General features: G+C 71.1%; 7 protein-coding genes (1 of these 7 cut by a window edge). 1 reads left to right on the top strand and 6 read right to left on the bottom strand.

Annotated elements, in window-relative coordinates:
* Positions 1-61 precede the first annotated feature (61 nt).
* Complete coding sequence (locus Q2K16_RS00315) at positions 62-2188, bottom strand: RCC1 domain-containing protein (RefSeq protein ID WP_302742757.1); 2127 nt, start codon at positions 2186-2188, stop codon at positions 62-64.
* A gap of 987 nt (positions 2189-3175) precedes the next feature.
* Here Q2K16_RS00315 and Q2K16_RS00310 point away from each other — a divergent pair.
* Entirely contained in the window at positions 3176-4573 is a 1398-nt protein-coding gene (locus Q2K16_RS00310) for a transposase (RefSeq protein WP_302742755.1), read from the top strand.
* A gap of 140 nt (positions 4574-4713) precedes the next feature.
* On the opposite strand, the gene Q2K16_RS00305 is transcribed toward Q2K16_RS00310, so the two are convergent.
* The 5 genes in view from Q2K16_RS00305 to Q2K16_RS00285 are tightly spaced (at most 40 nt apart) and all read right to left on the bottom strand, a layout consistent with a single transcriptional unit that may run on beyond the window.
* Positions 4714-6195: an MFS transporter gene (locus Q2K16_RS00305; protein ID WP_302742753.1), complete on the bottom strand. Its 1482-nt coding sequence runs from the start codon at positions 6193-6195 to the stop codon at positions 4714-4716.
* Complete coding sequence (locus Q2K16_RS00300) at positions 6192-7400, bottom strand: cytochrome P450 (RefSeq protein ID WP_302742751.1); 1209 nt, start codon at positions 7398-7400, stop codon at positions 6192-6194. Before Q2K16_RS00300 ends, Q2K16_RS00305 begins: the two co-directional genes overlap by 4 nt.
* A gap of 40 nt (positions 7401-7440) precedes the next feature.
* The gene (fabD, locus tag Q2K16_RS00295; protein ID WP_302742750.1) at positions 7441-9666 is read right to left on the bottom strand and encodes an ACP S-malonyltransferase; all 2226 of its coding nucleotides are present in this window, start codon (positions 9664-9666) and stop codon (positions 7441-7443) included.
* A 4-nt stretch (positions 9667-9670) separates the two neighbouring features.
* Positions 9671-15628, bottom strand: coding sequence for an SDR family NAD(P)-dependent oxidoreductase (locus tag Q2K16_RS00290; protein ID WP_302742748.1), 5958 nt, complete (start codon positions 15626-15628; stop codon positions 9671-9673).
* Positions 15625-24439 carry the end of an SDR family NAD(P)-dependent oxidoreductase gene (locus Q2K16_RS00285; protein ID WP_302742747.1) on the bottom strand. It continues 15194 nt past the right edge of the window, so only the last 8815 of its 24009 coding nucleotides appear in the window; its start codon lies off the right edge, out of view; the stop codon is at positions 15625-15627. Before Q2K16_RS00285 ends, Q2K16_RS00290 begins: the two co-directional genes overlap by 4 nt.

The raw sequence follows: 24439 nt of genomic DNA, 5'->3' as shown, positions 1-24439 counted from the left end.
GGGTGTGGTGGAGGGGCTGTTGGGCTGTTCCACCACGCCCACCCGCCCGGGTGGGTTGGGGTCAGATGGCGGCGAATCGGGCGAGGCTGTGGAATTGTCCGCCGGTGACTTCGACGGCGATGGTGCCGGGGATTTGGTTGGTCTTGACGGGGGTGGTGCGGACGGTGAGGGTGCCGTCGCCGAGTTGGCCGTAGTTGTTCAGGCCCCAGGCGAGGATTTGGCCGGGGAGGTAGTTGGGGTCGGTGCTGGTGTTGATGACAGCGAGGCTGTGGGATTGTCCGGCGCCGAGTCCTTCGATGGTGACGCCGGCGGGCAGGCGGACGATGACGGGGGTGTTGCTGTTGCTGCCGCCGCCGTTGCCGAGTTGTCCGGCGGTGCCGGCGCCCCAGGTCAGCACCGTGCCGTTTGCGGTGACGGCGAGGCTGTGGGACAGGCCGGCGTCGATGTCGCGGATCTTGGCGCTGCCGAGGCTGACCGGGACGAAGACGGTGCTGTTGGTGTTGCTGGCGTTGCCGAGTTGTCCGTAGGCGTTGTAGCCGGCGCCGTAGGCGGTGCCGGTGGTGGTCATGGCGAGGCTGTGGAACGCGCCCGCAGCGACGGCCTGGGCCCTGTCGCCGGCGGGGAGCGTGACCTTGACCGGGCTGCGTTGTACGGTGGTCGTGCCGATGCCGATCTGCCCGTAGGTGTTGTCGCCCCACAGGTAGAGGTCGCCGTTCTCGTCCACGGCGATGTTGTGCGCGTTGTGGGTCGCGATCGCTGTCACCACGACACCAGCAGGGACGGTGGCCTTGACCGGGGTCAGGTGAGAGATGGCGTCGCCGGTGCCGAGCTGGCCGCTGTTGTTGCGTCCCCAGGCGTAGACCTCACCGGTGGCGGTCAGGGCGATGCTGTGCCACTGCCCCCCGGCGACCGCAACCGCCTTGACGCCGCCGGGCAGGGTGACCGCCTGCGCGGTGTCGTGCTGGACCGTGTCCCCGGTGCCCAACTGGCCGTAGGCATTGTCACCCCACGTGTAGACGACCCCGTTCTGATCAACCGCGATGCTGTGCGAATAGCCGGCCTCGATACTGTCCAGAATCACACCCGCGGGCAACGCGATATCCGCCGGCGACGACTGGTTCGTGTGCGTCCCGTTCCCGACCTGCCCGGAAGCATTGAACCCCCACCCGAACGCAGGCTCCGAGGTCACCTTGAGCTGCGGCGTGAGCATGACCGAACCACCGGCCAACGCCAACGCGGTGGAGTTCACGACATTCTGCGCATCGACGGCCACAAAGTTGGAACCACCACCACCCGAACTGCCATATGCGCCGCCGCCGGCACCGCCGCCGTAACCGCCACCGCCACCGCCGGCACCCGTGCCCAAGTAGTCGCTGGCGCCGCCGCCGCCGCCGAACACGGCAAGCCCGCCCGGTGTGGTGAAGCCGCCACCGCCGCCACCTCCCTCTACCGTGGAATCGCCGCCGGCGCCGCCGGTGCCGCCGCCGACACCGCCCGGCCAGGCGCCAGCCCCGCCAGCGCCGGTCCCGGTGCCGCTGTCACCCCCGGGCCGGCCACCGTAGCTGCCCCCTCCACCATGACCGACCGCGCCGCCAGGATTGCTGCGGTAGCCGCCGCCGGCGCCTCCGCCGCCGCCGCCCGCGCCGGTGCCCCCGCCTCCACCAGCCGGACCGGCAGCACCGCTGCGACCGCCGGCCCCATCGGCGCTTCCACCATGGCCTGGATAGCTGCCGCCAGTGCCGCTGCCACCGGCGGGTCCGCCGTTGCCGCCAGCCCCTGGCGGGGCACTACCTACGCCGTTGCCGCGTGCTCCGCCGCCGCCGGCGACAGCCAGGAGGACATCGGGCCCGCCGCCGGCGGGCGTCTTGTACACCGCGCTGGCACCGCCGCCACCGTTTCCGGTAGGTCCACCGCCGCCCCCACCGCCGATACCACCACTCGGCCCCTCGGGACGGGCACCGACGAACACGAACAGCAGGTCACCGGCCACCACGGGGAAGTCACCCTCCACCAAACCGCCACGACCACCCGGGTAGCCGCCGCCGCCCCAACCACCGCCGCCAGCCACACTGAGCGACACGACGTCGACACCCGCCGGCACAACATACGGCTCCGAATAGAATCCAGGAATCGCGTAGGTGATGGCCGCGGAATCGTCAGCGCGCTCGGCAGGTTCCTTGTGTCCCATGCTGTTTCTCCTAGTTCTCTCGCCTCACCTGCGGTGAAGGGGCTTCTTCCCTCACCCGTCGAACGGGATTGGGCAGAGGGCTGGGTGGATGAGCCGGGCAAGGCCGTGGAATCGGCCGACAGTGACACCGATGGTGATGGTGCCGGGTTGCTGACGTTGTTCCACGAGCCGTTGAATCCGATGCCGCTGGTCACCTGCACCGGAGCGTCTCGGTCGGCGGTCGCGCCGTCACCGGTCGGCCTTTGTTGCGTCCCCCGCATACACCTCTACGGTTCTGGGCAGGACGAAACGATTCGTCACGCTGACCTCGCAGCGTTCACGTGCAGTCACACACATGGGCCTCATACGGGATGAGGAATGACCTCCGCCGCACCGTTGCGGTCAACAAGGGCAACACGCCCACGGACTTGACCCACCGACGCCACAGCAGCGGCGGCGCGAGGGATTTCACATTAAAGGGATCATTAAGGCGTCCAAAATTCATGATTGCACCTCAATTGTTTGATCGCAACCCGGAAGTCGTAAACAATTGCATGAAAAGAACTCACCTGCCAACCATGGCTCGGCCGGGGGCCCCCGGCCACGACTGGCCCCGCGTGGCACGGGGTGATTCAGGCGCACATATTGTGAGTTGTGCTCGCGGACAGCGACTCTGAGACAGATTGTTGACGCTGTTGGTGGTCTTGGTTTATGTGATCGGGGTGGGCGCATCGCTGCCAGAGTTGAGGGATCATCGGTTTCGGGGCAGCGGGATGTCGATGGGGCGGGGTTCGGGTTCGTTGGTGGTCGCAGTATCGAAGGGGCGGCTGCCCGAGTTTCGGCGGTGGGGGGGCACCGCGTCTCGACGTCGCCGCGCCCGCACTGGCCGGCGCCGCGCTGCCCGCAGGGGCAACCCGGACTGCCCGCAGGACCGGCCGGCGAGCGGGGAACGGGCCGGCAGATCCGGCGCACGCTGGTGCGGACCCGCCCACCGACCGGGAGACAGGCGTGCATCCGCATCAGGACGTCCAGCCGGCGCCATGGCAACACACGTTCGCCACGACCTTCGCCTGGATCGCCGAGCACGAGCCGGCGTTCTTCCAGCGCCTCACCTGGGCCGAGACCCAGCAGAACGGCACCTGCCTGGCGATGTTCCACGCCTGGGCCGACGAGCAGGCCGCCTACACCGGCGTCGACCAGCTGCACCGTAGCCTGGCCACGATCACGCTGCTCCAGCAGCACGCCAGTGGGCAACTGGACCGGGACCACCTCGTCGTCGCACTGGTGGACGCCGTCCGGCCGCCGTGGGTCGACCACCCCCTGGCGGTGGCGTTCAGGGAGGTCGATCCGACGCTCGTCGCGGAGTTCGCACAGATCGACGACATGTTCGCGCTGGTCGCCCGGTTGGCGCAGGTGTTCGAGGTAGACACCGGGTTCACGTTCGCCCTCTGGTCGGTGGCCGCCGAGGCCCTCGCCGGCGAGGTCGCCGGGGCGTACCTGCCGTACTTCGCCGCAGCCTGCGACGAGCACCTGCGGCAGTGGTATCTGACCGCCACCGTCGGGCAACCGGACCTGCCCGGTCAGCCCGGGGACCCGGCACCTGACGGCGGCGACCAGCCGGCGCCCCGGTGGCTGGACTACCTGGCCCCCGACCAGTTCCCGCAGGTGCTGGCGGACTGCCCGGACCTCGCCGCCGACCTGGCCGACTACAACACGCAGGCGTACGCGTTCAACCTGGCCGGGCCGTACCAGGAGGAGTACCTGTCGTCGGTGCACGATGCCATCGCCCGCGTCCTGGCCTGGTACGCCCACCGTCAACCGGTGATCCTGGGTCGCCTCCAGGCGTTCGGTGGGCCGCAGGGGCAGCCCGACGATCCGGCGACCGCCCACCTGCTGGCCCTCGCCCCGGAGTGGGAGCAACTCCGCCAGACCTGCGGGCTCCTCACCGCCGCCCTCGAACCCGGCTTCACCGGATATCCGCCGGCCCAGCCGTTGCCGGTTCGGGAACAGATCGCGGCGGCGGCGCGGGCCCGGCTGTCGGCCAGGGAGAGCCGGCAGGGCGGTGCGGAACCGCCGGAACCGGTCGAGGCGCCGAGAGCCGTCGAGGTGCCGCGACCACCATCGCGCCGGCCCGAGCGGGTCGAGCAGCGCGGACGGTCGACTCTGTGCGGCATCACCGACGAGCAGTGGCGGCAGGTCGCGGCCATCCTGCCGGGGGGCGACTCGCAGCGGGGCCGGCTGTACGACCGCCGGCTGATCGTGGAAGCGATCTACCACCGCAGACGCACCGGCTGCACCTGGGCGAACATGCCGGCGCACTATCCACCCGGCCCGACCGTCGCCAACTACCAGTCGATCTGGGAGCGTGACGGGACCATGCGCCTGATCGAGGCGATCCTGGGCTAGTACCAACGCCGTTCAGTTAGGCGTGGGTGTGGCTGGTCAAGAGCGTGTTGATCAGGGGCCGGAGCCAGGCCGCGCGGCAACCGCAGCCGGACCCGCCTGGTCGCGCCAACCGGGCGGGTCCGCCAGCCGTCCGGGGGTGGTCAGCTCCCCCCCGGTGCCGCGTTCTGACTGTCGTCGCGCACGAGCGCGAACACGAGGATGGCGCTCACCATGATCAGCGCCGCACCCACCGCGAACGCGACCTTGTAGCCGTGGATGGTCGCCACCGCCAGATCCGCACCGGCGTGGGCCGCGATGTACCCGGCGACCGAGGTGGTGAAGACGGTGTTCAGGAGAGCCGTACCCAACGAGCCGCCGACCTGTTGCGACGTGTTCACCAGGGCGCTCGCCACTCCGGCGTCGGAGGGTGCCACCCCGATCAGCGACACACTGTTCAACGGCACGTACACCAGGCCCATGCCCACACTCATCACGATGAACGCCGGCAGGACGACGCCGAAATAGGTCGAGTCGACGTCGAGGCGGGTGAGCCAGAGCATCGCCAGCGCGGTCAGTACCGCTCCGACGGTCATCACGGCCCGTGCGCCGAATCGCGGCAGCAGGGTGCCGGTGAGGCCGGCGGTGAGCACCACCCCGGCCGAGAACGGCAGGTAGGCGACGCCGGCCAGCAGTGCCGAGTAACCCAACGTCTCCTGCAGGTAGTACGTCATGAACAGGAACATGCCCATGCTGCCGACGCCGAGCAGTACCGAGGTCAGATACGCGGTACCACGGTTGCGGTTCAGCAGGATCCGCAGCGGAAGCAGCGGCGCGGCGCTGCGTGCCTCCACCACGGTGAACGCGGCCAGCAGTACGACCCCGCCGATCACCAGGACGAGGGTGTCGACCGAACCCCATCCGTTGCCAGCCGCGACGGTGAAGCCGTAGACCAGGGCGACCAGACCGACAGTGCACAGTACGGCGCCGACCACATCGTATCGGGCCCTGCCCCCGATCCGGCTCTCCCGGATGTTCGGTACCGCCGCGACCGCCGCGATCACGGCGATCGGGATGTTGATGAACAGGCACCACCGCCAGCTCGCGTACTCGGTGAGCAGGCCGCCGATCAGCAGCCCGACCGCAGCGCCGCCGCCGGTTACCGCACCGAACAGGGCGAACGCCTTGGCCCGTTCCCGCGCCTCGGTGAAGGTGACCGTGATGAGGGCGAGCGCGGCCGGTGCGAGCAGCGCGCCGAAGGCTCCCTGTAGGCCCCGGGCCGCGAACAGCATGCCGGCGTTGGTCGCCGCGCCGCCCAGCGCGGACGCCGCGGCGAAGCCGATCAGCCCGATGAGGAACGCGCGCTTCCGGCCGATGTGGTCGGCTATCCGCCCACCGAGCAGCAGGAGGCCGCCGAACGCCAGTGCGTACGCGGTGATGATCCATTGCCGGTCGGGATCGGAGATGCCCAGAGCGTCCTGCGCGGACGGCATCGCGATATTGACCACGGTGGAGTCGAGTACCACCATCAACTGCGCGACGACCGTGACGGCCAGCAGGAACCAGCGCCGGGGATCGACGTCGACCTCAGTCCCGTTCGTTGCGGCAGCACGTTCGGTAGATATGTCTGACATGTCTTCCCTCATGACGAGACGGCGAGTGGCATCATGTACGCGTTAAGCATTTGTGAACTACCGATAAACTTCGGCGGGTCCGCCGGTAATGTCGCGATCACAGAGTACCGGTCGAAAAGGATGTTCAGCGCGATGACCCCCTCAAGACGCGCGAGTCCCGCTCCTATGCAGTAATGGATGCCCCGCGAGAACGTCAGATGGGGGTTGGGGTCGCGGCCCGGCCGGAAGGCGGCCGGATCGTCGAAGACCCGGGGATCCCGGTTCGCCGCTCCCAGCCACACCATGACCAGTTGATCGGCCGGGATGGTGACGCCACCGACCTCCGCCTCGACGGTGGTGACGCGGGACGTGACGGTGAACGGCGGAACGAACCGCAACGCCTCCTCGATCACGGCGGGCAGGCGTGAGCGGTCCGCGCGTACCCGGGCGAACTCCTCCGGGTGGGCGTCCAAGCACAGGATGGTGTTGCCCAGCAACATGGTGGTGGTGACGTGCCCGGCCAGCAGGAGCACGTCGGCCAGCGTGGCGATCTCCTTGTCGCTGAGCCGCTCGCCCTCCACCTCGGCGTGCACCAGCCCGGTCAGCAGGTCCTCACGCGGCGTGCGACGCCGGTCCTCGATGTGTGAGGCGAGGTAGTCGGCGAACTCCCTGCGCTGTTGCAACGTGGTCTCGGTGACCTCGTTCTGTCCCTCGAACCGGCCGACGAGGTTCACGTCGTCCCCGGTCGACGGGATCAGCGACTCGGCCCACCGCCGGAACTGGTCCCGGTCCGAGGCCGGCACGCCGAGCAGTTCGGCGATGACGATCACCGGCAGCGGGTACGCCAGCGCGCTGACGAGTTCCAGACGATCGGTGACGGCGGCCTGGTCGAGCAGCTCGTTGGTGAGCGCAGCCACCCGTGGCTCCAGGCTGGCCAACACCTTCGGGGTGAACGCATGGTTCACCAGCCGCCGTAGCCGGGTGTGCCGGGGCGGGTCCAGGTAGAGCAGTTCGCCGGCTTGAGCCTCTTCGATATCCGCGCCGACCTCGGCCGCCATCAGGCGCATCATGTTCGATGAGAAGGTCCGGTGGTCGGTCAGGACCTGGGACGCCTCCGAGTGGCCGTAGACGTTCCACATCCGACTCTCGGGGTCGTAGCCGACCAGTTCCTGCGGTTCCTGGCCGCGCAGCCAGAACTGCCGCTGGTCGACGCCCCACGTGTCGAACTGTCTCTGCACGTCGAGATCCTTTCTGTCCGGTCTGCGGGTGGGATTCGGATCAGGAGACCGGGGCGGCGGGGTGCCAGCGCCGGGACATGGCGGTGATGTGTTCGGCGGCACCGTCCAGCAGCTTCCAGGCGATCTCGTCGACGTGCCGGTGTCGCCAGGACTCGTGCGGCGTGCCCTTCACCCACTGGTTGAAGGACCCGAGGGCGGGGCCGGTGTGCACCTGAAAGTTGACTTTGTCCTCGGCCTGTCCGGCGAGCGCGATCCGCGCGCTGTAGCCGAAGTAGCGCCGGAACACCAGCGCCATCTGCCGCTTCGGCGCCGCGTTCGCCTGCTCGATCACGTCGTACCGCCCTTGGGCGCGCAGGTGGTCGCACGTCTCGGCCCACACCTGGTCCAGCGGCTTACGGAAGTATGTCTTCTCCAGCAGTGTCCGGGTCTTCGCCGGCAACTCGGCGAGGCTGCCGTAGTGGGAGTAGAGCGCGAACAGCTTGTTCGCGCGGGGCGGGAAGAACACCCCCCTCCGGAGGACCTGCACCTTGCTGCCCAACTCGAACATGTCCCCCGCCGGGGCGTAATCTGTGTCCTGGACGTCGATCTCCTGCAACATGTCCTTGACGAGATCACTGGTGGCGGCCTCGACCGTGCACTGGTTGACCGAGCCGGTGAGCACGTAGTCGGCGCCCATCATGAAGGCTGCCGCGACCGCCGTGGGTGTCCCGAGGCCACCGGCCAGGCCCATACAGACAGGCTCGGCGTACCGGTGCCGTTCCTCGGCTCGGCGGCGCAGCTCCAGCATGGCCGGCAGCAGCACTGTCGCGACGCCACCATCGGTGTGCCCGCCGGAATCGGCCTCGACGGTGATGTCGTGACTCATCGGCACCCCGCGTGCCAGCTCTGCCTGCTCGGCGGTGATCTCGTTCGCCGCCCGCAGCCGGTCCAGCAGCGGGTCCGGCGCAGGGCTCAGGAAGGCCGACGCCACCTCGGGACGCGACACCTTGGCCAGGATCCGGTGGTCGCACACCGGCCTGCCGTCCGGCCCGCGACGCATCCCGAGCGCGCGGTAGCGCACCAGCCCCGGGGTCATCTGGATGAACGCCGAAGCCTCGACGATACGGATCTGCCGCCGCAACAGCAGGTCCACCATCTCGCGCTCGGCCGTCGGATCGTCGTGGTCCGCGATCAGGTTCACCGCGTACGAGTGCTCCGTCCCCAGCTCACGTTCGATCTCTTTGAGGTGCTGCTCGATCTCGTCGACTGTGCACCCGCCGGTGCCGAGGACTCCGAGCATGCCGGCGCGGGCCAGCCGCACCACCAGCTCCGGCGAGGCGATGGCGCGGTACATGCCGCCCGCGACGTACGCGTACCGCAGGCTGTGGCGTTCCCGGAAGACCGCCGCACCCAACGTCTCGGGCCGCACCCGGTCCGGGGCGGGTTCCCGGGGCGTCGACCGAACCTGTTCCACCAGTTTGCCGAGTACCCGGCCACCCAGCTCGACGAAGTCCCCGACACCCTGGTCGAGCAGGTGACGCACACTGTCGGTCCAGCGCACCGGTCGGACGATCTGGTCGGTCAGCAGGGCTGCCGTCCGGCCGGGCGGGTAGGCACGGGCGGTCGCGTTGGCGATCACCGGGATCCGTGGGTCGCCGAGCCGGAAACCGGCCAGGAACTCGCGGAACTGGTCTCGTGCCGGCCGCATGAGAGTGGAGTGGAACGCGCCGGACACCCGCAGACGCACCCAGCGGATTCCGCGCTCGGTGAGGTACCCGCCGAGCGCCTCGATGGCCGCCGTGTCACCGGAGACCACTGATTGGACCGGTGAGTTGTCGTTGGCGACGGTCAGCGTGTCGAAGCCGCCCGCGTCCAGCAGCTTCGCGACCCCGGCCTGGTTCACCCCGGTCACCGCGACCATGCCGCCACCGCCGGTCATGGACATCAGCTCGCCACGACGCCGTACCAGCCGCAGCCCGGTGGCGAAGTCGAAGGCGCCAGCGGCGTACAGCGCCGTGTACTCGCCGAGGCTGTGCCCGGCCAGGAACGCCGGCTCGTCGTTCTCCTCCCGCCAGCGAAGGTATGCGAGCGCGCCCACCACGTACAGGGCGGGTTGGGTGAACTCGGTGCGCCCCAGTTCGCGCCGGGGATCGGACAGGCACAGCTCGCGGATCGAGTAGCCGAGTACCTCGGACGCCTCGCCGCAGAGGTCCGGGTACGCATCGAACAACCCCTGTCCCATGCCCCGGACCTGCGCGCCCTGCCCCGGGAAGATCACGGCTCGCACGGGGTCACCGCCCGGCCACGGCGTGGCTGTTGACGGGGGCCGTCGGGCCGGGTGACCGGGTCGACGCCTGGTACAGCGAGGCACTCAGCCGCTGTACCTTGGTCAGCGCCTGCGGCGCGATCATCACATCCGTGTGCTCACGCGTATCCACGTCGATGACGAAGAAGTCGTCGATCTGCTCCTCCCACTCCCGCCAGTAGTGGGTACCGTCCACGCCGGGAACGTCCGGGTCGGGGTACAGGATCATGTGATCCTCGAACGAACCGAAGAACCGGCCGCCGCGGTTGCGCACGTAGTAGCAGGTCAGCTCGGCGCGTCGGGGCAGGGGACGGACCACGTGCGGCTCGCCGTGCAGGACCTCGAAGTAACCGGCGAGCCGGGTCACCCGGGTACGGAGCTGCACCTCGGTCATGCCGGTGCCCCCGGCCAAGGCCGCCGCGATCAACCGGTCGAGGAACACGTCGTACTCCCCCGAGGCATCCACCTCGTCGCGGTGCAGGATCGGCGTGGACCCGTTGGCCGCGTCCAGACGGTTGTTGCCGAGCACGAGGTTGACCGCGCGGAACGCGGCCACCTTCGCCACCACCGCCGGGTCGGTGCTTCCGCCCTGCATCACGGCGTTCGCCCGGTTGGTCGAGGTGGCGTCCAGCGTGTCCAGCATCACCAGGGTGTTCACCCGGCCGCCGGCCGTCTGTAGCCGGCGTACCACCTCGTACGCGAACAGGCCGCCCAGCGAGAACCCTCCGATGTCGTACGGGCCCTCCGGCTGCACCGCCTGAATGATCTCGGCGTACCGCTCGGCCATGGCATCGTGGCTGCCGAGCAGGTCATCGCCGTCGTTGAAGCCGTGCGGCTGCACGCCGAAGAAGGGGCGGGCACTGTGCGCTGCCACCGGGCGGTAGACCTCCACCCCGCCATTGCCGTGGTGGATCCAGAACACCGGCCGGCCGTTGCGGACCTGGTTGATCCGGACCAGCTCGGGAAAGCCGTTGGGCGAGGCCGGAGAGGAGCGTTTCGGCAGCGGATGCTGCGGCACGGCGAGGACGTTCGTGACCGCCGGTGGCTCCGTCCCGGCGACTGCGACGGGTTCGGTGTCGACAGGCGCAGGTGGCTCGGCCCGACCGACGTTCGACGGCGACGCCGGGGCCGACGTGGTGAGCCGGTCCACTATGTCCCGCAGGGTGTCGCACTGGGCCAGGACGTCCAGCGGCAGCACATCGCCCCAGAGCTTGGTCACCCGGGCGGCGAACTGGGTCATGAAGATCGAGTCGAAGCCGTACGAACGGAGCGGCTGGTCCGGGCGCAGCCGCTCCGGCTCCATTTCGAGCACCTCGGCCAACAGGTCGGTGACCTCGCGGGCGATCGCGTTCCGGCCCGGTGCGACGCCCGGGGTGGCCGCCGGTGATCCGTGTCGGGCCGCGTGGTCGTTGAACGCGTCCAGGCTCTGCGTCCGGCTGAGTTTCAGGAACGCCAGCCGGTCATGTTTCGAGGCGAGCAGCGTGTCGAAGGCCGCCACGCCCTCGTCCGGTTCGATCGAGCCAAGGCCGAGCCGGGCCATCCGTTCGCGCAGCCGCTCGTCGGCACCGACCCCGGTGCCGCCCCAGTAGCCCCAGTCCATCACCTTCACCGGGCAGCCCAGGACCACCGCGAGCCGCTCGGCGAACGCGTCGGCGAACGCGCACCCCGCCGCGTAGTTGGCCTGTCCGGGCGCGGAGAACAGGGCCTGCACCGAGGAGAAGAGCGCCACGAACCGCAGCGGGTCGTCGGTGAACGCCTCAGCCAGCGCGACCACCGAATCCGCCTTCGCGGCGTACACGGCGCGGAAGCTGTCCTCGTCCATCCGGGTCAGGCTGCGGTCGTCCAGGACGACGGCGGCGTGCACGACCGCCCGCACCGGCCCGTACCGGGCCACGATCTCGTCGCGCGCCCGCCGCAGATCGCCAGGGTCGGTCGCGTCGGCGCGGACGTACCAGGGCATCGGCCCGAACTCGGCCACGGCCGCCCGGCGGGCGGCGACGCGGTCGTCCTCGGCCCGTCGGCCGATCCACACCACCTGGGTACCCCGGGTACGCACGAGGTGCTCGGTCCAGGCCGTACCGATGCCGCCCGCGCCGCCGATCACCACCACCGGTCCCTCACCCAGATCCGCCGGCCCGTCGTTCCCGGACGGTCCGGTCACCTCGGTCAGGGTCTGGCCGAACCAGGTGCCGTCCCGGTACGCCGCGACGTCGCCCCACGTGTCCGCTGGCAGCCGCAGCACGACGTCCCAGGGGACGTCGGCCCCGGCCGGCACGTCGGCCACCCGGACCCGCCAGTGCGGAAACTCCTTGGCCAGCGATCCGGCCAGCCCGTGCACACCCGCGTACAGCGGATCGGCGGCACCGTCCCCGGGCACCCGGCAGGCGCCCCGGGTGACCAGGGTCAGCGTCACCTCACGGCCGTCGCCGGCCGCCAGCAACCGCCGCACCATCCGGAACACCTCCAGCGCGGCGTCGGTCGGTGCCGCCGTGCCCCGGTCCGGTGCGACCCAGACCAGGTGCTCGACGGCGGCCGGGAACGCGTCCGACGCCGGGTCGTCGAGCAGTAGCGCGCCTGGAACGTGTGTGCCGAACGCCGCCCGCTCGGCCGGGGTGCCGCCCGCCAGCGCCACCGGACCGGCGGACGGCCACGGCGCGCCGGTCACACCGGTCAGCTCCGTCCAGCCGGGGGCGAGCAGCAGTGCGCGCGTTTCCGGCCCGTGTCCCGGCTCCTGGCCGAGCAGCCGCGCAGTCAGCTCCGGGTTCAGCGGCCGGGTGCGGAAACCCAGCAGGCGCACCGCTACCCGGCCGTCGGCGTCGCAGACGTCCACGTCCAGGCGGCGTATGTCCCCGCCCCGGTCCTCCCGGTCAAGCCGGAGGACCGCCCAGCCGTCACCGGGGGTGGCCGCGAACACCAGCACCTCGCGTACGGCGAACGGCAACGCCGGCCCGGCCGGCAGGTCGTTCCGCTCGCCCAGCCACAGTCCGATGACCGCCTGCAACGCGCCGTCGAGCATGCTCGGGTTGAGCGTCAGCGACGAGGCCGCCTCGGTCGGCAGACGCAGCCGGGCGACAGCGGTCTCCCGGCCGTAGTGCAACGTCTCGATGGTGCGCAGCGCCGGACCGTAGGTCAGGCCGAGCCGCTCGAACATGGCGTAGCAGTCGTCGGCTGAGAGCAGGTGCGCGCACCCGCGCACCAGTTCGGCGACCGGCAGGGTCGGGGCCTCGCCGAGATCCGGTCCGGCACGGCCGACACCCTGGGCGCACACGGTGGACCCGCCGTCGGTGGTCAACGCGAACGGCCTCAGCCCGCCGTCGGACGGTGCGGAGACAGTCACCTCCACGGTGCGTTCGCTGGTCGTCTGAACCGGCCGCAGCCAGCGCACGTCCCGGATCCGCAGGCCCGTCGCGGCTGCCCTCGGCTCGGCCCGGACCAGCGCCTCCCGGGCAAGCTCCAGGCACGCCACGGCGGGCAACGTGGGCACGCCACGCAGGCGGTGGTCGCGCAGGAAATAGTCGCTAGCGGTCAACACGTGCCGGTACCGGGACTCCGGCGTCGGCTCCACGGATCGGGACCGACCCCGGTCGGCGATCCAGAACCGTTCGAGGCGGAACGGGTACGACGGCAGTGGCATCCGGCCCGGCGTCCCGTCCCGGTAGAGCCGGCGCCAGTCGAAGTCGAGCCCGGCCACCCACAGTTCCAGCAGCTTGGCCAGCCTGCCCTTGGCGACCCAGTTGTCCATCGCCGCCGCGATGTCCTCGTCACCGCCCAGCGTGCGCCAGAGGCCGTGGGTGGCCGCTCGGCCCCGGCTGATCCCATCGGTCGGCCCGCCAAGCACCACCGCACGCAGCCGTTCGACCACCTCGGCCATCGACCCGGCGACGAACGCCAGCCGCTCCGGCATGGGCACCCGCCCCACCTGCAACGTGTACGCGAGCCGGGCCAGGTCACCGTCGCCGACCCGGCCCCGCTCGATGGCGTCGAGCAGTTGTCGGACGCGGCCGAGCAGCGTCTCGGGTTCGCGTGCGGACAGCACCACCGCTACCGGCGCCGACGGTACCGCCTCGGCGGGCACGACGTACTCCTCCAGCACGACGTGTGCGTTCACGCCCCCGAAGCCGAAGGAGCTGATCCCGGCCCGCCGGGGCGACTCGGTCCCGTCCGCGTCGACCGGGGCCGGCCAGTCCCGGCGCTCACGGACCAGGTAGAACGGGCTGTCCACCAGCTCGATGTACGGATTCACGGTCTCGCAGTGCAGGCTCGGCGCGAGCGTACGGTGCTGCATCTGCAGCAGCACCTTCAACACGCCGGCCACGCCGGCGGCCAGTTCGAGATGACCGATGTTCGTCTTCACCGAGCCGAGCCCGCAGTGCGCGCCGGTGACGCTCGCGCCGTGGTCGTCGTACAGGTCGCGGAACGCTTCACGGAGACCGTTGATCTCGATCGGGTCGCCGAGGCTCGTGCCGGTGCCGTGTGCCTCGATGTAGCCCACGGTGCGCGGGTCGACACCAGCCCGCCGGTACGCCGCGCGGACCACCGCCGCCTGTGCCCGCGGGTTCGGCGAGGTGAGCGAGTTGGCCCGCCCGCCGTGGTTGACAGCCGAGCCCCGGATGAGCCCGTAGACGTGGTCACCGTCCCGCTGGGCCGCCGACAGTTTCTTCAGCACGACCAGACCGACGCCCTCACCTCGTACGTAGCCGTCGGCCCGGTCGGAGAACGTCTTGCAACGGCCGTCCTCACTGAGCATCCCGGCGCGGCCGAAGCTGATGTGCCCGTCCGGCACGATGAGGGTGTTCACGCCGCCCGCCACGGCCACCGAGCACTCGTCGCGTTCCAGCGCGACGACCGCCCGATGCAGCGCGACGAGCGAACTGGAGCACGCCGTCTCGACCGGCTCGCTGGGCCCGTGCGCGTCGAGGAAGAAGCTCATCCGGTTCGGCCCGACGGACGGCACGGTCGCGGTCGCGGCCACACCGTCAGCGCTTCCGCCGGCCCTGTCGATCAGCTTGTGGTAGCCGGTGACCGCGGTGCCGACGACGATCGCCAGGTCGCTGCCCGCCAGATCGGACGCGGATTGGCCGGCGTCCTCCAGCGCCTTCCAGACGTACAGCATCAGGAGACGCTGCTGGGGATCCATCAACAGTGCCTCCTTCGGCGCTATGCCGAAGAACTCCGGGTCGAAGTCGGCGACCCCGTCCACGAAACCGCCCCACTTGACGGTGGTCCGGCCCGCGGGGTCGAACGGGTCGCCGTGAAGCGCACGCCAGTCCCAGCGGTCCGCGGGTACCTCGGTGACGCAGTCGCGGCCCTCGGCCAGATTCCGCCAGAACTCGTCGAGGTCGGCGGCCTGCGGGAAGCGTCCGCTCATCCCGATGACCGCTACCGGCTCGGCCGTTCCGGCCGACGCCAGCCGCCCGACGGACGCCGGCGTCGATCCCCGTACCGGCACAGCCGGCTTCGGCGGCGGCGAGGTGGCCGGAGGCAGCGAGGTGGCCGGAGGCAGCAGCCCCAGATGCCCGGCCAGCGCGGCTCCGTGCTCGGCGGCCAGGTGATCACCAAGGCCCCGGATGTTCGGGTGCTCGAACAGCACCGTGGGTCTCAACTCCAGCCCCAACGCGTCGTTGAGCATGCTGACCAGGTGACTGATCGTCACCGAGTCGAGGCCGTACTCGCTCAGCTCGACGTCTACGTCGAGGTCCTCGGCGCTCACCTTGAGCAGTTCCCGAACCTTCGCCGCGGTCACGTCACAGATCCGCTCGCGCAGCGCCTCCAGGTCGATGGGGGGCGCGGCCGGCGAAGCCGGCGTGCCGGTCGGCGTGTCCGGGGTGGACACCGGGATCGGCCGCCGGAACCGTCGGGCAACGCGCAGCGCCTCGTCCTGATCGATCTCACCACGTCGGATGAGCTCGTACAGCTCGGCCGCGGAGTTGATGTTCCGGGTCATGCCAGGCTCCGTTCGAAGTCGTCCGCGCTCACGCGGCCCGCGCCGATGTCGCGAATGAGCTGTGCGAGGTACGCGTCACCGTCCGGGTCCACGTCCGCGGCCCTGACCGCCTGTTCCGTCTGCACCGGACCGCCGCTGCCGGCCGGGCTGGCCGCCGCCACCGGACCAGCCACGCCCACCGGGCCGGTCGCCTGCGCCGGATCACCCGGTGTCGGATGCCGACGGACACCGAAGCCACGCAGTCGTACACAGACCTCACCGCTGTCGTCGCACACGTCGATGTCCAGGCTGCGATCGCCGGCGGGGTGGTCGTTCGGGCCGAAGCGCACCACGGCCCATCCGGAGGCCGGGGTCGGCCGCAGCACTTGGGCCGCCTCCAGTGCGAACGGCAGCGCCGCCCCCACCGACTCCGGGTCGGCCACGAACAGCCCCTGGCTGCTCTGCAACGCGGCGTCGAGGACACTCGGGTGCAGCACGAGCGCGGGATCGCCGCTCGACACGTCCGGCCGCCGGATCCGGGCCACCGCGATCCGGCTACCGCAGTGCAGCTGGTCGATCGCCCGGAACGTCCGCCCGTACGGCAGGCCGAGCCGGCTCAGCCGCTGGTAGCAGGCCGCCTCGTCCAGCACCGGCCCGTCGCACTGGGCACGCAGGGCCGCGAGGTCGAGCCGGGGCGGTTGTCCGGTACCGCCCCCGGAGGCGAGCAACAGCCCGTGCGCGTGCACCACCGGTGCGCCGTTCGCGCCCGCCGTGCTCACCGACCAGGAGAGGCTTCCGTCGTCGCTCGCCCCGATCGTGGTGTGTACCTCGGTCTCCGTCTCCACCGGCAGCGGTCGTACCCAGCGGACCCGCGCCGGCGACCAGTCGCCGCCGGCCGCCAGGGTGGCGGCGGCGCGGGCCATCTCCAGGTACGCCACCCCGGGCAGTACCGGCACGCGCCGTACCCGATGGTCGTCCAGCATCGGCTCCCGTCCGGTGAACCGGGTGGTGTACCGCTGCTCGGTCAGGGTCGAGACGTTGGCGTGCAGCAGGGGGTGCGGCATGTTCGTCGCCGGCCGGTCCACCCGTGTCGTGGTGGTGTCGAGCCAGTAGCGGCGCAGCCGGAACGGGTACGTCGGCAGCGGGACACGGCGGGGCCGCAGTGGGTGCAGCGGGGACCAGTCCACCTCGGCCCCGCGTACCCACGCCGCCGCCAGCGCCTGCGCGCCGGCCGGACCTGTCACCGCGGGTGCGACAGGTTCCTCGCCGCGTCGGACCCGCCCGGTCAGCACGCTCGGCGCGGGTTCGTCACGCAGCCAGGACTCCAGCGCCACGACCAGTTCGGTGACGTTGCCGATCAGGCAGGCCAGCCGCTCTGTCAGGTGGGTCCGGCCGACCTGCGAGGTGTAGGCGATCGACGGCAGGTCGGCGTCGGTCCACTCGCCCCGGCGCAGAGCGTCGATCCAGCGGGCGACGAGCGTGCACAGTACGTCGTGGTGGCTCGCCGACAGCACGACCGGTACCGGCCCGGCGGGCGGGGGCGGCGCGGCGGGGGCGGCACGCGGCACGTACTCCTCCAACACCACGTGGGCGTTCGCGCCGCCGAAGGCGAACGAGCTGACCCCGGCCCGGCGGGGCAGTTCCGTCCCGTCCGGGCCGATCGGCGCTGGCCAGTCCCGGCGCTCACGGACCAGGTAGAAGGGGCTGCCGTCGAGTTTGACCAGCGGGTTGACGGTGTCGCAGTGCAGGCTCGGCACCAGTGTGCGGTGGCGCATCTGCAGCAGCACCTTGATCATTCCGGCGATACCGGCCGCAACCTCCAGGTGGCCGATGTTCGTCTTCACCGAGCCGACGCCGCAGTGCGCGCCGGTGACGCTCGCGTCGTGGTCGTCGTACAGGTCGTGGAATGCCTGCTTCAAGCCGTTGATCTCGACCGGGTCGCCGAGCCTTGTGCCGGTGCCGTGCGCCTCGATGTAGCCGACGGTGCGTGGGTCGATGCCGGCCCGGCGGTGTGCCGCCCGGATCACCGCGGCCTGTGCTCTCGGGTTCGGCGCGGTCAGTGAGGTGGCTCGGCCTCCGTGGTTCTCCGCAGTGGCGCGGATCAGTCCGTAGATGTGATCGCCGTCGCGTTCGGCCAGGCTGAGCCGCTTGAGTACCAGCATGCCCACACCCTCGCCCCGGGCATACCCGTCGGCCTCGGCGGAGAACGTCTTGCTGCGGCCGTCCTCGCTCAGCATGCCGGCCTTCGACATGCTGATGTGCAGATCCCGGTTGATGATCGTGTTGACGCCACCGACGATCGCCATGTCGGACGTGCCGTCGAGCAGGGTCGACACCGCCCGGTGGGTGGCGATCAGCGCGCTGGAGCAGGCCGTGTCGACCGGCTCGCTCGGGCCGTGCACGCCGAGGAAGTAGCTCATCCGGTTCGGACCCATGCACGGCGCAGCGCCGGTCGCGTCGTACGGCTCGACCACCGGTGAGTGCTTCGCGACCAGCGTCGGGTAGCCGGTGCTGGCGGTGCCGACCACGATGGACATGTCGCTGCCCGCCACCGACTCGGCGCTGTAGCCGGCGTCTTCGAGTGCCTGCCAGGCGTAGAGCAGCAGGAGTCGCTGCTGCGGATCCATCAGCTCCGCCTCACGTGGCGAGATGTCGAAGAACAGCGGGTCGAAGTCGCCGATCCCCTCGATGAATCCACCCCACCTGACGTTGCTGGTGTTGGGCTGCTTGATCGGGTCGCCGAAGATCGCCCGCCAGTCCCAGCGGTCGGCGGGGATCTCGGCGATGCAGTCGCGGCCCTCGGCGAGGTTGCGCCAGAATTCCGCGATGTCCTCGGCCATCGGGAAGCGACCGCTCATGCCGACCACCGCGATCGGCTCCGGGCCGGCATCATCGGCCTCGGCCGACACCGGGGCCGCCGGGGCCGGGGTCGGGGTCGGCTCGGGCGGCGGGGCCGGCGCGGTGAACTTCTCCGGGTACGTGGCCAGCAGGTGATCCGCCAGACCCGACAACGTCGGAAACTCGAACATCACCGTCGGATCGAGCGACAGGCCGAACCGCGCCGCCACCGCCACGCTCAACTCCGTCAACGACAACGAATCGAACCCGTACCGGCTCAACTCCCGACCGACCTCGATCCGCTCCACCGGCAACCTCAACACCGAAGCCGCCAGCTCCGCCAACACCCCCGCCACCACAACCCGACCCACACCATCCGGACCCGGCACACCCGGACCCGACACCGCCGCACCGACCACCGGCACCGACACGGCGGCGCTGGCCGGGGCAGACGCGGTGACGACGACCGAAGCCGTGGCCGGGGCCGCCGGTGCGGCAACCGCGAACGTGCCGGGGTACTCGGACAGCAGGTGCTCGGCCAGCCCGTCGAGCGTCGGGTACTCCAACAGGAGCGTCGGCACCAGCGACAGCCCGAACTCGCTGTTCAGCATGCCGACGTAGTCCACCAGCGAGATCGAGTCGAAGCCGTAGTCGGTCAACTCGACCGCGCCGTCGATCTCGTCCGCCGGAACGTCGAGCAGGGTCGACACCCGCTCCGCCAGCAGGCGTACCAGTTCCTCCACGCCGCTGCCGGGTCGCGCGGGCGGCTCCGGGTCGCCGTCCACCGGGGTGAACTTCTCCGGGTACGTGGCCAGCAGGTGATCCGCCAGACCCGACAACGTCGGAAACTCGAACATCACCGTCGGATCGAGCGACAGGCCGAACCGCGCCGCCACCGCCACGCTCAACTCCGTCAACGACAACGAATCGAACCCGTACCGGCTCAACTCCCGACCGACCTCGATCCGCTCCACCGGCAACCTCAACACCGAAGCCGCCAGCTCCGCCAACACCCCCGCCACCACAACCCGACCCACACCATCCGGACCCGGCACACCCGGACCCGACACCGCCGCACCCGACACAGCCGGACCGACCACCGGTATCGACACGGGATCCGGGGGCGGCTCGGTCAGGAACTCGGGGCCGATCCGCTCCTCGTCGCCGTACATCACCTGCACGTGCGCCTCCTCACTGCCGTACGCGCGGTAAAGTGCCTCGACACCCACCGCGGACGGCATCGGGTGCATTCCGGTGGACTCCCGGATCCGGCCCCACGTGGTCGGGTCGATCCGCATACCGCCCTCTGCCCAGAGCGGCCAGCCGACGCTGAGTGTCCGACCATGCCGCAGACCGTTCGCCACCTGCTCCGCCCGCCGGACCACGTACGCGTCGAGGAAGGCGTTCGCCGCCGCGTAGTCGGCCTGTCCCGGGTTCCCCCTCGTGGACAGTGACGAGAAGCCGATCAGGAAGTCGAGGTCGATCCCTGCCGTGGCCTCGTCGAGGTGGACGATTCCGGCGACCTTCGCGGCCAGGACGGCACGCAGGTCGTCCACACTCTTGCGGGCCAGGAACCCGTCGCGCAGCACCCCGGCGCCGTGCACCACACCGTCGAGGCGGCCGTGCTCGGCGACTATCGCGTCGACGATCCGCCGAACCGCTGTCCGGTCGCTCACGTCCAGCTTCCGGTAGCTCGCGGTGGCACCCGCCGCGCGCAGCTCGCCCAGCAGTTCGTGCTGGGTCGGGCCGGCCACCGACCGGCCGCCGAGGACGACCGTGGCGTCCCGGACACTGCTGGCGATCTCCCGGGCGAAGATCGCACCGAGCCCACCCGCGCCGCCGGTGATCAGATAGACGCCCCCGGTCTTCCACGGGCGTACCGGCGGACAGTCGACGAGGCGGCTCCACCGGGACACCCCGCGTCGACCGCCGGTGTGGCGGACCGTGGCATCGCCGCTGGTGGCGTCCTGGCGTAGGTACCCGGCCAGGGTCGTCAGATCGGTGCCCGGTTCCACCTCGACGAGTTGGGTGTGCAGCCTCGGATGCTCGTGTCCGGCGGTGCGCAGCAGGCCACCGAGCGCGGCGAGTTCGCTCCCCGCCGGCACCACGAGCTGGATCAGCGTCGCACCGCCCGCGCCCGGCGTGATCGCCCGTTGGAGCCGGTCCAGTAGTGCCGCGGCGTAGCTGGTGAAACCGACCGCGAGGTCGTCGCCGACATCGTCGAGAAGCGCGCCGCACGGGACGCCGAGAACCCCAGCCAGCCGCGTCGGATCGGCCGTGCCCGGCCCGGCCAGGAGAACCTCGTGCCGGACCGGCGGCGGGCCACCGGCGGCGGGCTCGGCCTCCTGCCACCAGTGCCGGGCCAGCACCGCAGCGACACCGCTCGGCACCATCGGCGCGGAAGGGGCGGGCGCGTCCACGGACCGGGCCGTGGGCCGGTCACCGCCGGGCAACGCCCGGAAGGTGAAACCGAGCAACGACACGCACACGGTCCCGTCGTCGTCGCACAGCTCGATGTCGAGTCGGCGCACGGTACCGGGCCGGTCGTTACCGGACGGACGGATCACCGCCCACCCGCTCGACGGCGTCGGCGCGTACGTCCGCATCTCGGTCAACGCGAACGGCAGGGCGGCCGACACCTCCGCTGCCCCCTCGGCCAGGGCCAGACCGAGGGTGGCCTGCAGCGCCGAGTCGAGCATGGCGGGGTGCACTGTGAACGGGTCGTCCGCCTTGGTGCCGCCGGGCCGCCGCAGCCGGGCGACGATCAGTCCCGGACCGATCTCCAACCGGTCGACGCCACGCATGGCGGGCCCCAGGCCCATCTCGGTACCGTCGTAGAGCCGGTAGCAGGCGGCTCGGTCGAGCGTCCGGACAGTGCACCGGGCCCGCAGTCCGGTGATGTCGAGCGGCTGCGGAGCGGCCGGCACGCTCCGCTCCACCTGGCCCTTCCCGTGCACCTGCCGGTCACCGGGGGCCGGAAGCGAGGCGATCTCGTAGGCCAGTGTGCCGTCCGGCTGTGGCCGCAGCAGGACCTCCACCTCGGTGGGCGCGGTGATGCGGGCCGGCCGGGTCCAGACCACGTCACGGAGCAGCACCCCGGTCCGGCCGAAGCCCTCCGCCTCGGCCACCGCCCGAGCCATCTCCAGGTAGGCGACGCCGGGCAGGACGGGTACGCCGGACACCCGATGCTGGTCCAGGAAGAACTCCTGGCCCGTCAGTCGTACCAGGTAGCGTGGCTGCGCTCCGGCGACTCTTCGTCCGGCCAGCGGCGAGGACTCCGTCGCGCCGGGTGCGTTCGACGCCGCCGAAACCGGCGAGGGCGCCACCTCGGGCAGCGTCGAACCGACCCAGTAGCGCTCGCCGGCGAACGGGTACCCCGGCAGCGGCACGATTCGGAAGCCACCGTCGGCGAACGAGGCGGCGAACGAGGTCACCGCGCCGCGTACCCATGCCCGGGCCAGTTCGTGGACGCCGGTGCCGGATCCGGCCGATCCGGCGTCCGGGTCACCGCCCCGCTCGTCGTCGAGGGCGCGGCCGGTGTGCACCTGCCCGGCGGTGTCGCCTGCCAACCAGTCGCGCATCGCCTCGCGCCACTGTTCGCCGGAGGCAGCCACGCAGGCCCAGCGGTACGGCTCGTGGCGCCGCCCGGTCGCCAGCGTGTACGCCACGTCCCCGAGGTCCAGGTCGGGGTGCTCCTGCGCGAACGCCAACATCTGCCGCACGTGGCGGTGCAGCGCCGTCCCGTCCTGCGCTGACAGCGTGAGCAGCCACTCCGGGTGGGCCCGGTGGCCGGGCCGCCTGTCGACCGGCGCCTCCTCGATCACCGCGTGCGCGTTGGTGCCGCTGGCGCCGAACGAGCTGACCCCGGCACGTCGGGGACCGGCGGCCGGCTGCGGCCAGTCCCGCAGCGCGGTGGGTACGTGGAACGGACTGTCGGCCAACGGGATCCGCGGGTTCGCACGGGTGAAGTGCGGTGTCGCCGGGATCTGCCGGTGGTGCAGCGCAAGGATGGCCTTGAGCACCCCGGCGACGCCGGCGGTGAACTGGGTGTGGCCGAGCGTCGCCTTGATCGAGCCCAGCGCGCAGCCGTTGACCGGGGCGCCCTCGAAAGCCGCCGCCAGTGCCGCGAACTCGATCGGGTCGCCGAGTGGCGTGCCCGTGCCGTGTGCCTCGATCAACTGGATGCCGCCGGCCGCGACCCCCGCCTTGCGGTGCACCTGTCGCAGCAGACGCTCCTGCGCCGCGCCACTGGGCGCGGTGATGCCCCTGGTGGTGCCGTCCTGGTTCACACCCGAACCGCTGACGACCGCGTAGACGTGGTCGCCGTCGCGCAGCGCGTCCCCGAGTCGTTTGAGGACCACGACACCCGCGCCCTCACCCGGCACCATGCCGTCGGCCGCCGCGTCGAAGGTACGGCAACGGCCGGTCGGCGACAGCATCTTCGCGTTCGCCGAGAACTGGTACAGCCGGGGGGTGGCCTGGATGAAGACGCCGCCGGCCAACGCCATGGAGACCGTGCCCAGCCGCAGGCTGTCGCAGGCGAGGTCGATCGCCACCAGCGAGCTGGAGCACGCCGAGTCGACAGCGACCGCAGGTCCGGACAGGTCGAGCAGGTAGGAGATCCGGGATGCGACGACCGAGGCCATGTTGCCCCACATGGTCTGCGGAGGGCGGTTCTCACCGATCAGCTCGTGGTAGTCGCCGGAGTAGGCCCCGACGTACACCCCGCAGTTGCGGTCGGTGAGCCGTTCGCCGGCGTACCCCGCGTCCTCCAACGCGTGCCAGCACTCCTCCAGGAAGATGCGCTGCTGCGGATCGGTGTAAACCGCCTCGGTACCGGAGATGCCGAAGAACAGGGCGTCGAAGCGGGCGATGTCCTCGACGAAGCTGCCGTGCCGGCCGCCCGGGGTGGACCGCAGATCCCAGCGGGTCACCTCACCGACGAGGTCGTCGCCGGCGGCGAGGTGTGCCCACAGTTCCTCGGCACTGTCGGTACGGGCGAACCGGGCAGCCAGGCCGATCACCGCGATCGGCTCGTCCGGCAGCGCGGTCGGCCCGGCCGTTGCCGGCTGCGTCGCTACGGGCCGGGGCCCCGGGCGGGTGTCGCCAGCGCCGCCACCGACCCAGTGGCTACGCCGCTGGAACGGGTACGTCGGCAGCGGCACCCGACGCACGTCCCCGCCGCCGCGCCGGGTGTCCGGTGGGGCGCCGTCGAGGTAGCGCAGGCGTGCCCGCTCGATCTCGGGGTCGGCGGCCGGCTCGTCCGGGCGTCCGTCCAGCCAGGCCCGCATCCGCGTGACCAGGGTGCGGCGATCGGCGGCGGCGATCGCCAGTCGGTGCGTGAAGTGGGCGCGGCCGGCCGCCAGGGTCCAGGCCACGTCGGCGAGCGCCTGTGCCGGGGCGCGGTCGAGGTGGTCCGTCAGGTCGGTGGCCAGTTGCCGCAGCGCCTCCGGTCGCGGTGCGGAGAGCAGGAACAACTGTTCGGTGTCGGTGTCCGTACGCGGGCCGACCGGCGGTGGCTCCTCCACCACGAGGTGCGCGTTGGTGCCACTGAAGCCGAACGAGCTCGTCGCCGCGACCCGCTGGCCGCGTGCGTTCGGCTGCCACTGCCGAAGGGTGGTGTTGACGTAGAACGGGCTGCCGTCGAGCCGGATCGCCGGATTGGTGTCGATGTGGTGCAGCGACGGCGGGATCTGCCGGTGCCGCAGAGCCAGGACGATCTTGAGCAGTCCGGCGACACCGGCCGCCGACATGGTGTGCCCGATGTTCGTCTTGATGCTGCCCAGCGCACAGGCCGGCCGGTCCCCGTCGTCCGTACCGAATGCCCTGACCAACGCATCGACCTCGATCGGATCGCCCAGTACCGTGCCGGTGCCGTGCGCCTCCACCATGCCGATCCCGGCCGGGTCGACGTCGAACTCGCGGTACACGTCGCGGATCAGCCGCTCCTGGGAGAGGGCACTGGGCGCGGTGATGCCGTTGGTGGCACCGTCC

This window comes from Micromonospora cynarisoli (assembly GCF_030518815.1).
GTDB lineage: Bacteria > Actinomycetota > Actinomycetes > Mycobacteriales > Micromonosporaceae > Micromonospora > Micromonospora wenchangensis.
The sequence above is the reverse complement of the archived record's forward strand: the minus strand, read 5'-3'. Positions and strand labels throughout refer to the sequence as shown.

Coding starts and splice junctions, on each gene's coding strand:
- Q2K16_RS00315 (WP_302742757.1), bottom strand. CDS start 2,188: ATGGGACACAAGGAACCTGCCGAGCGCGCTGACGATTCCGCGGCCATC.
- Q2K16_RS00290 (WP_302742748.1), bottom strand. CDS start 15,628: ATGACCCGGAACATCAACTCCGCGGCCGAGCTGTACGAGCTCATCCGA.
- Q2K16_RS00305 (WP_302742753.1), bottom strand. CDS start 6,195: ATGAGGGAAGACATGTCAGACATATCTACCGAACGTGCTGCCGCAACG.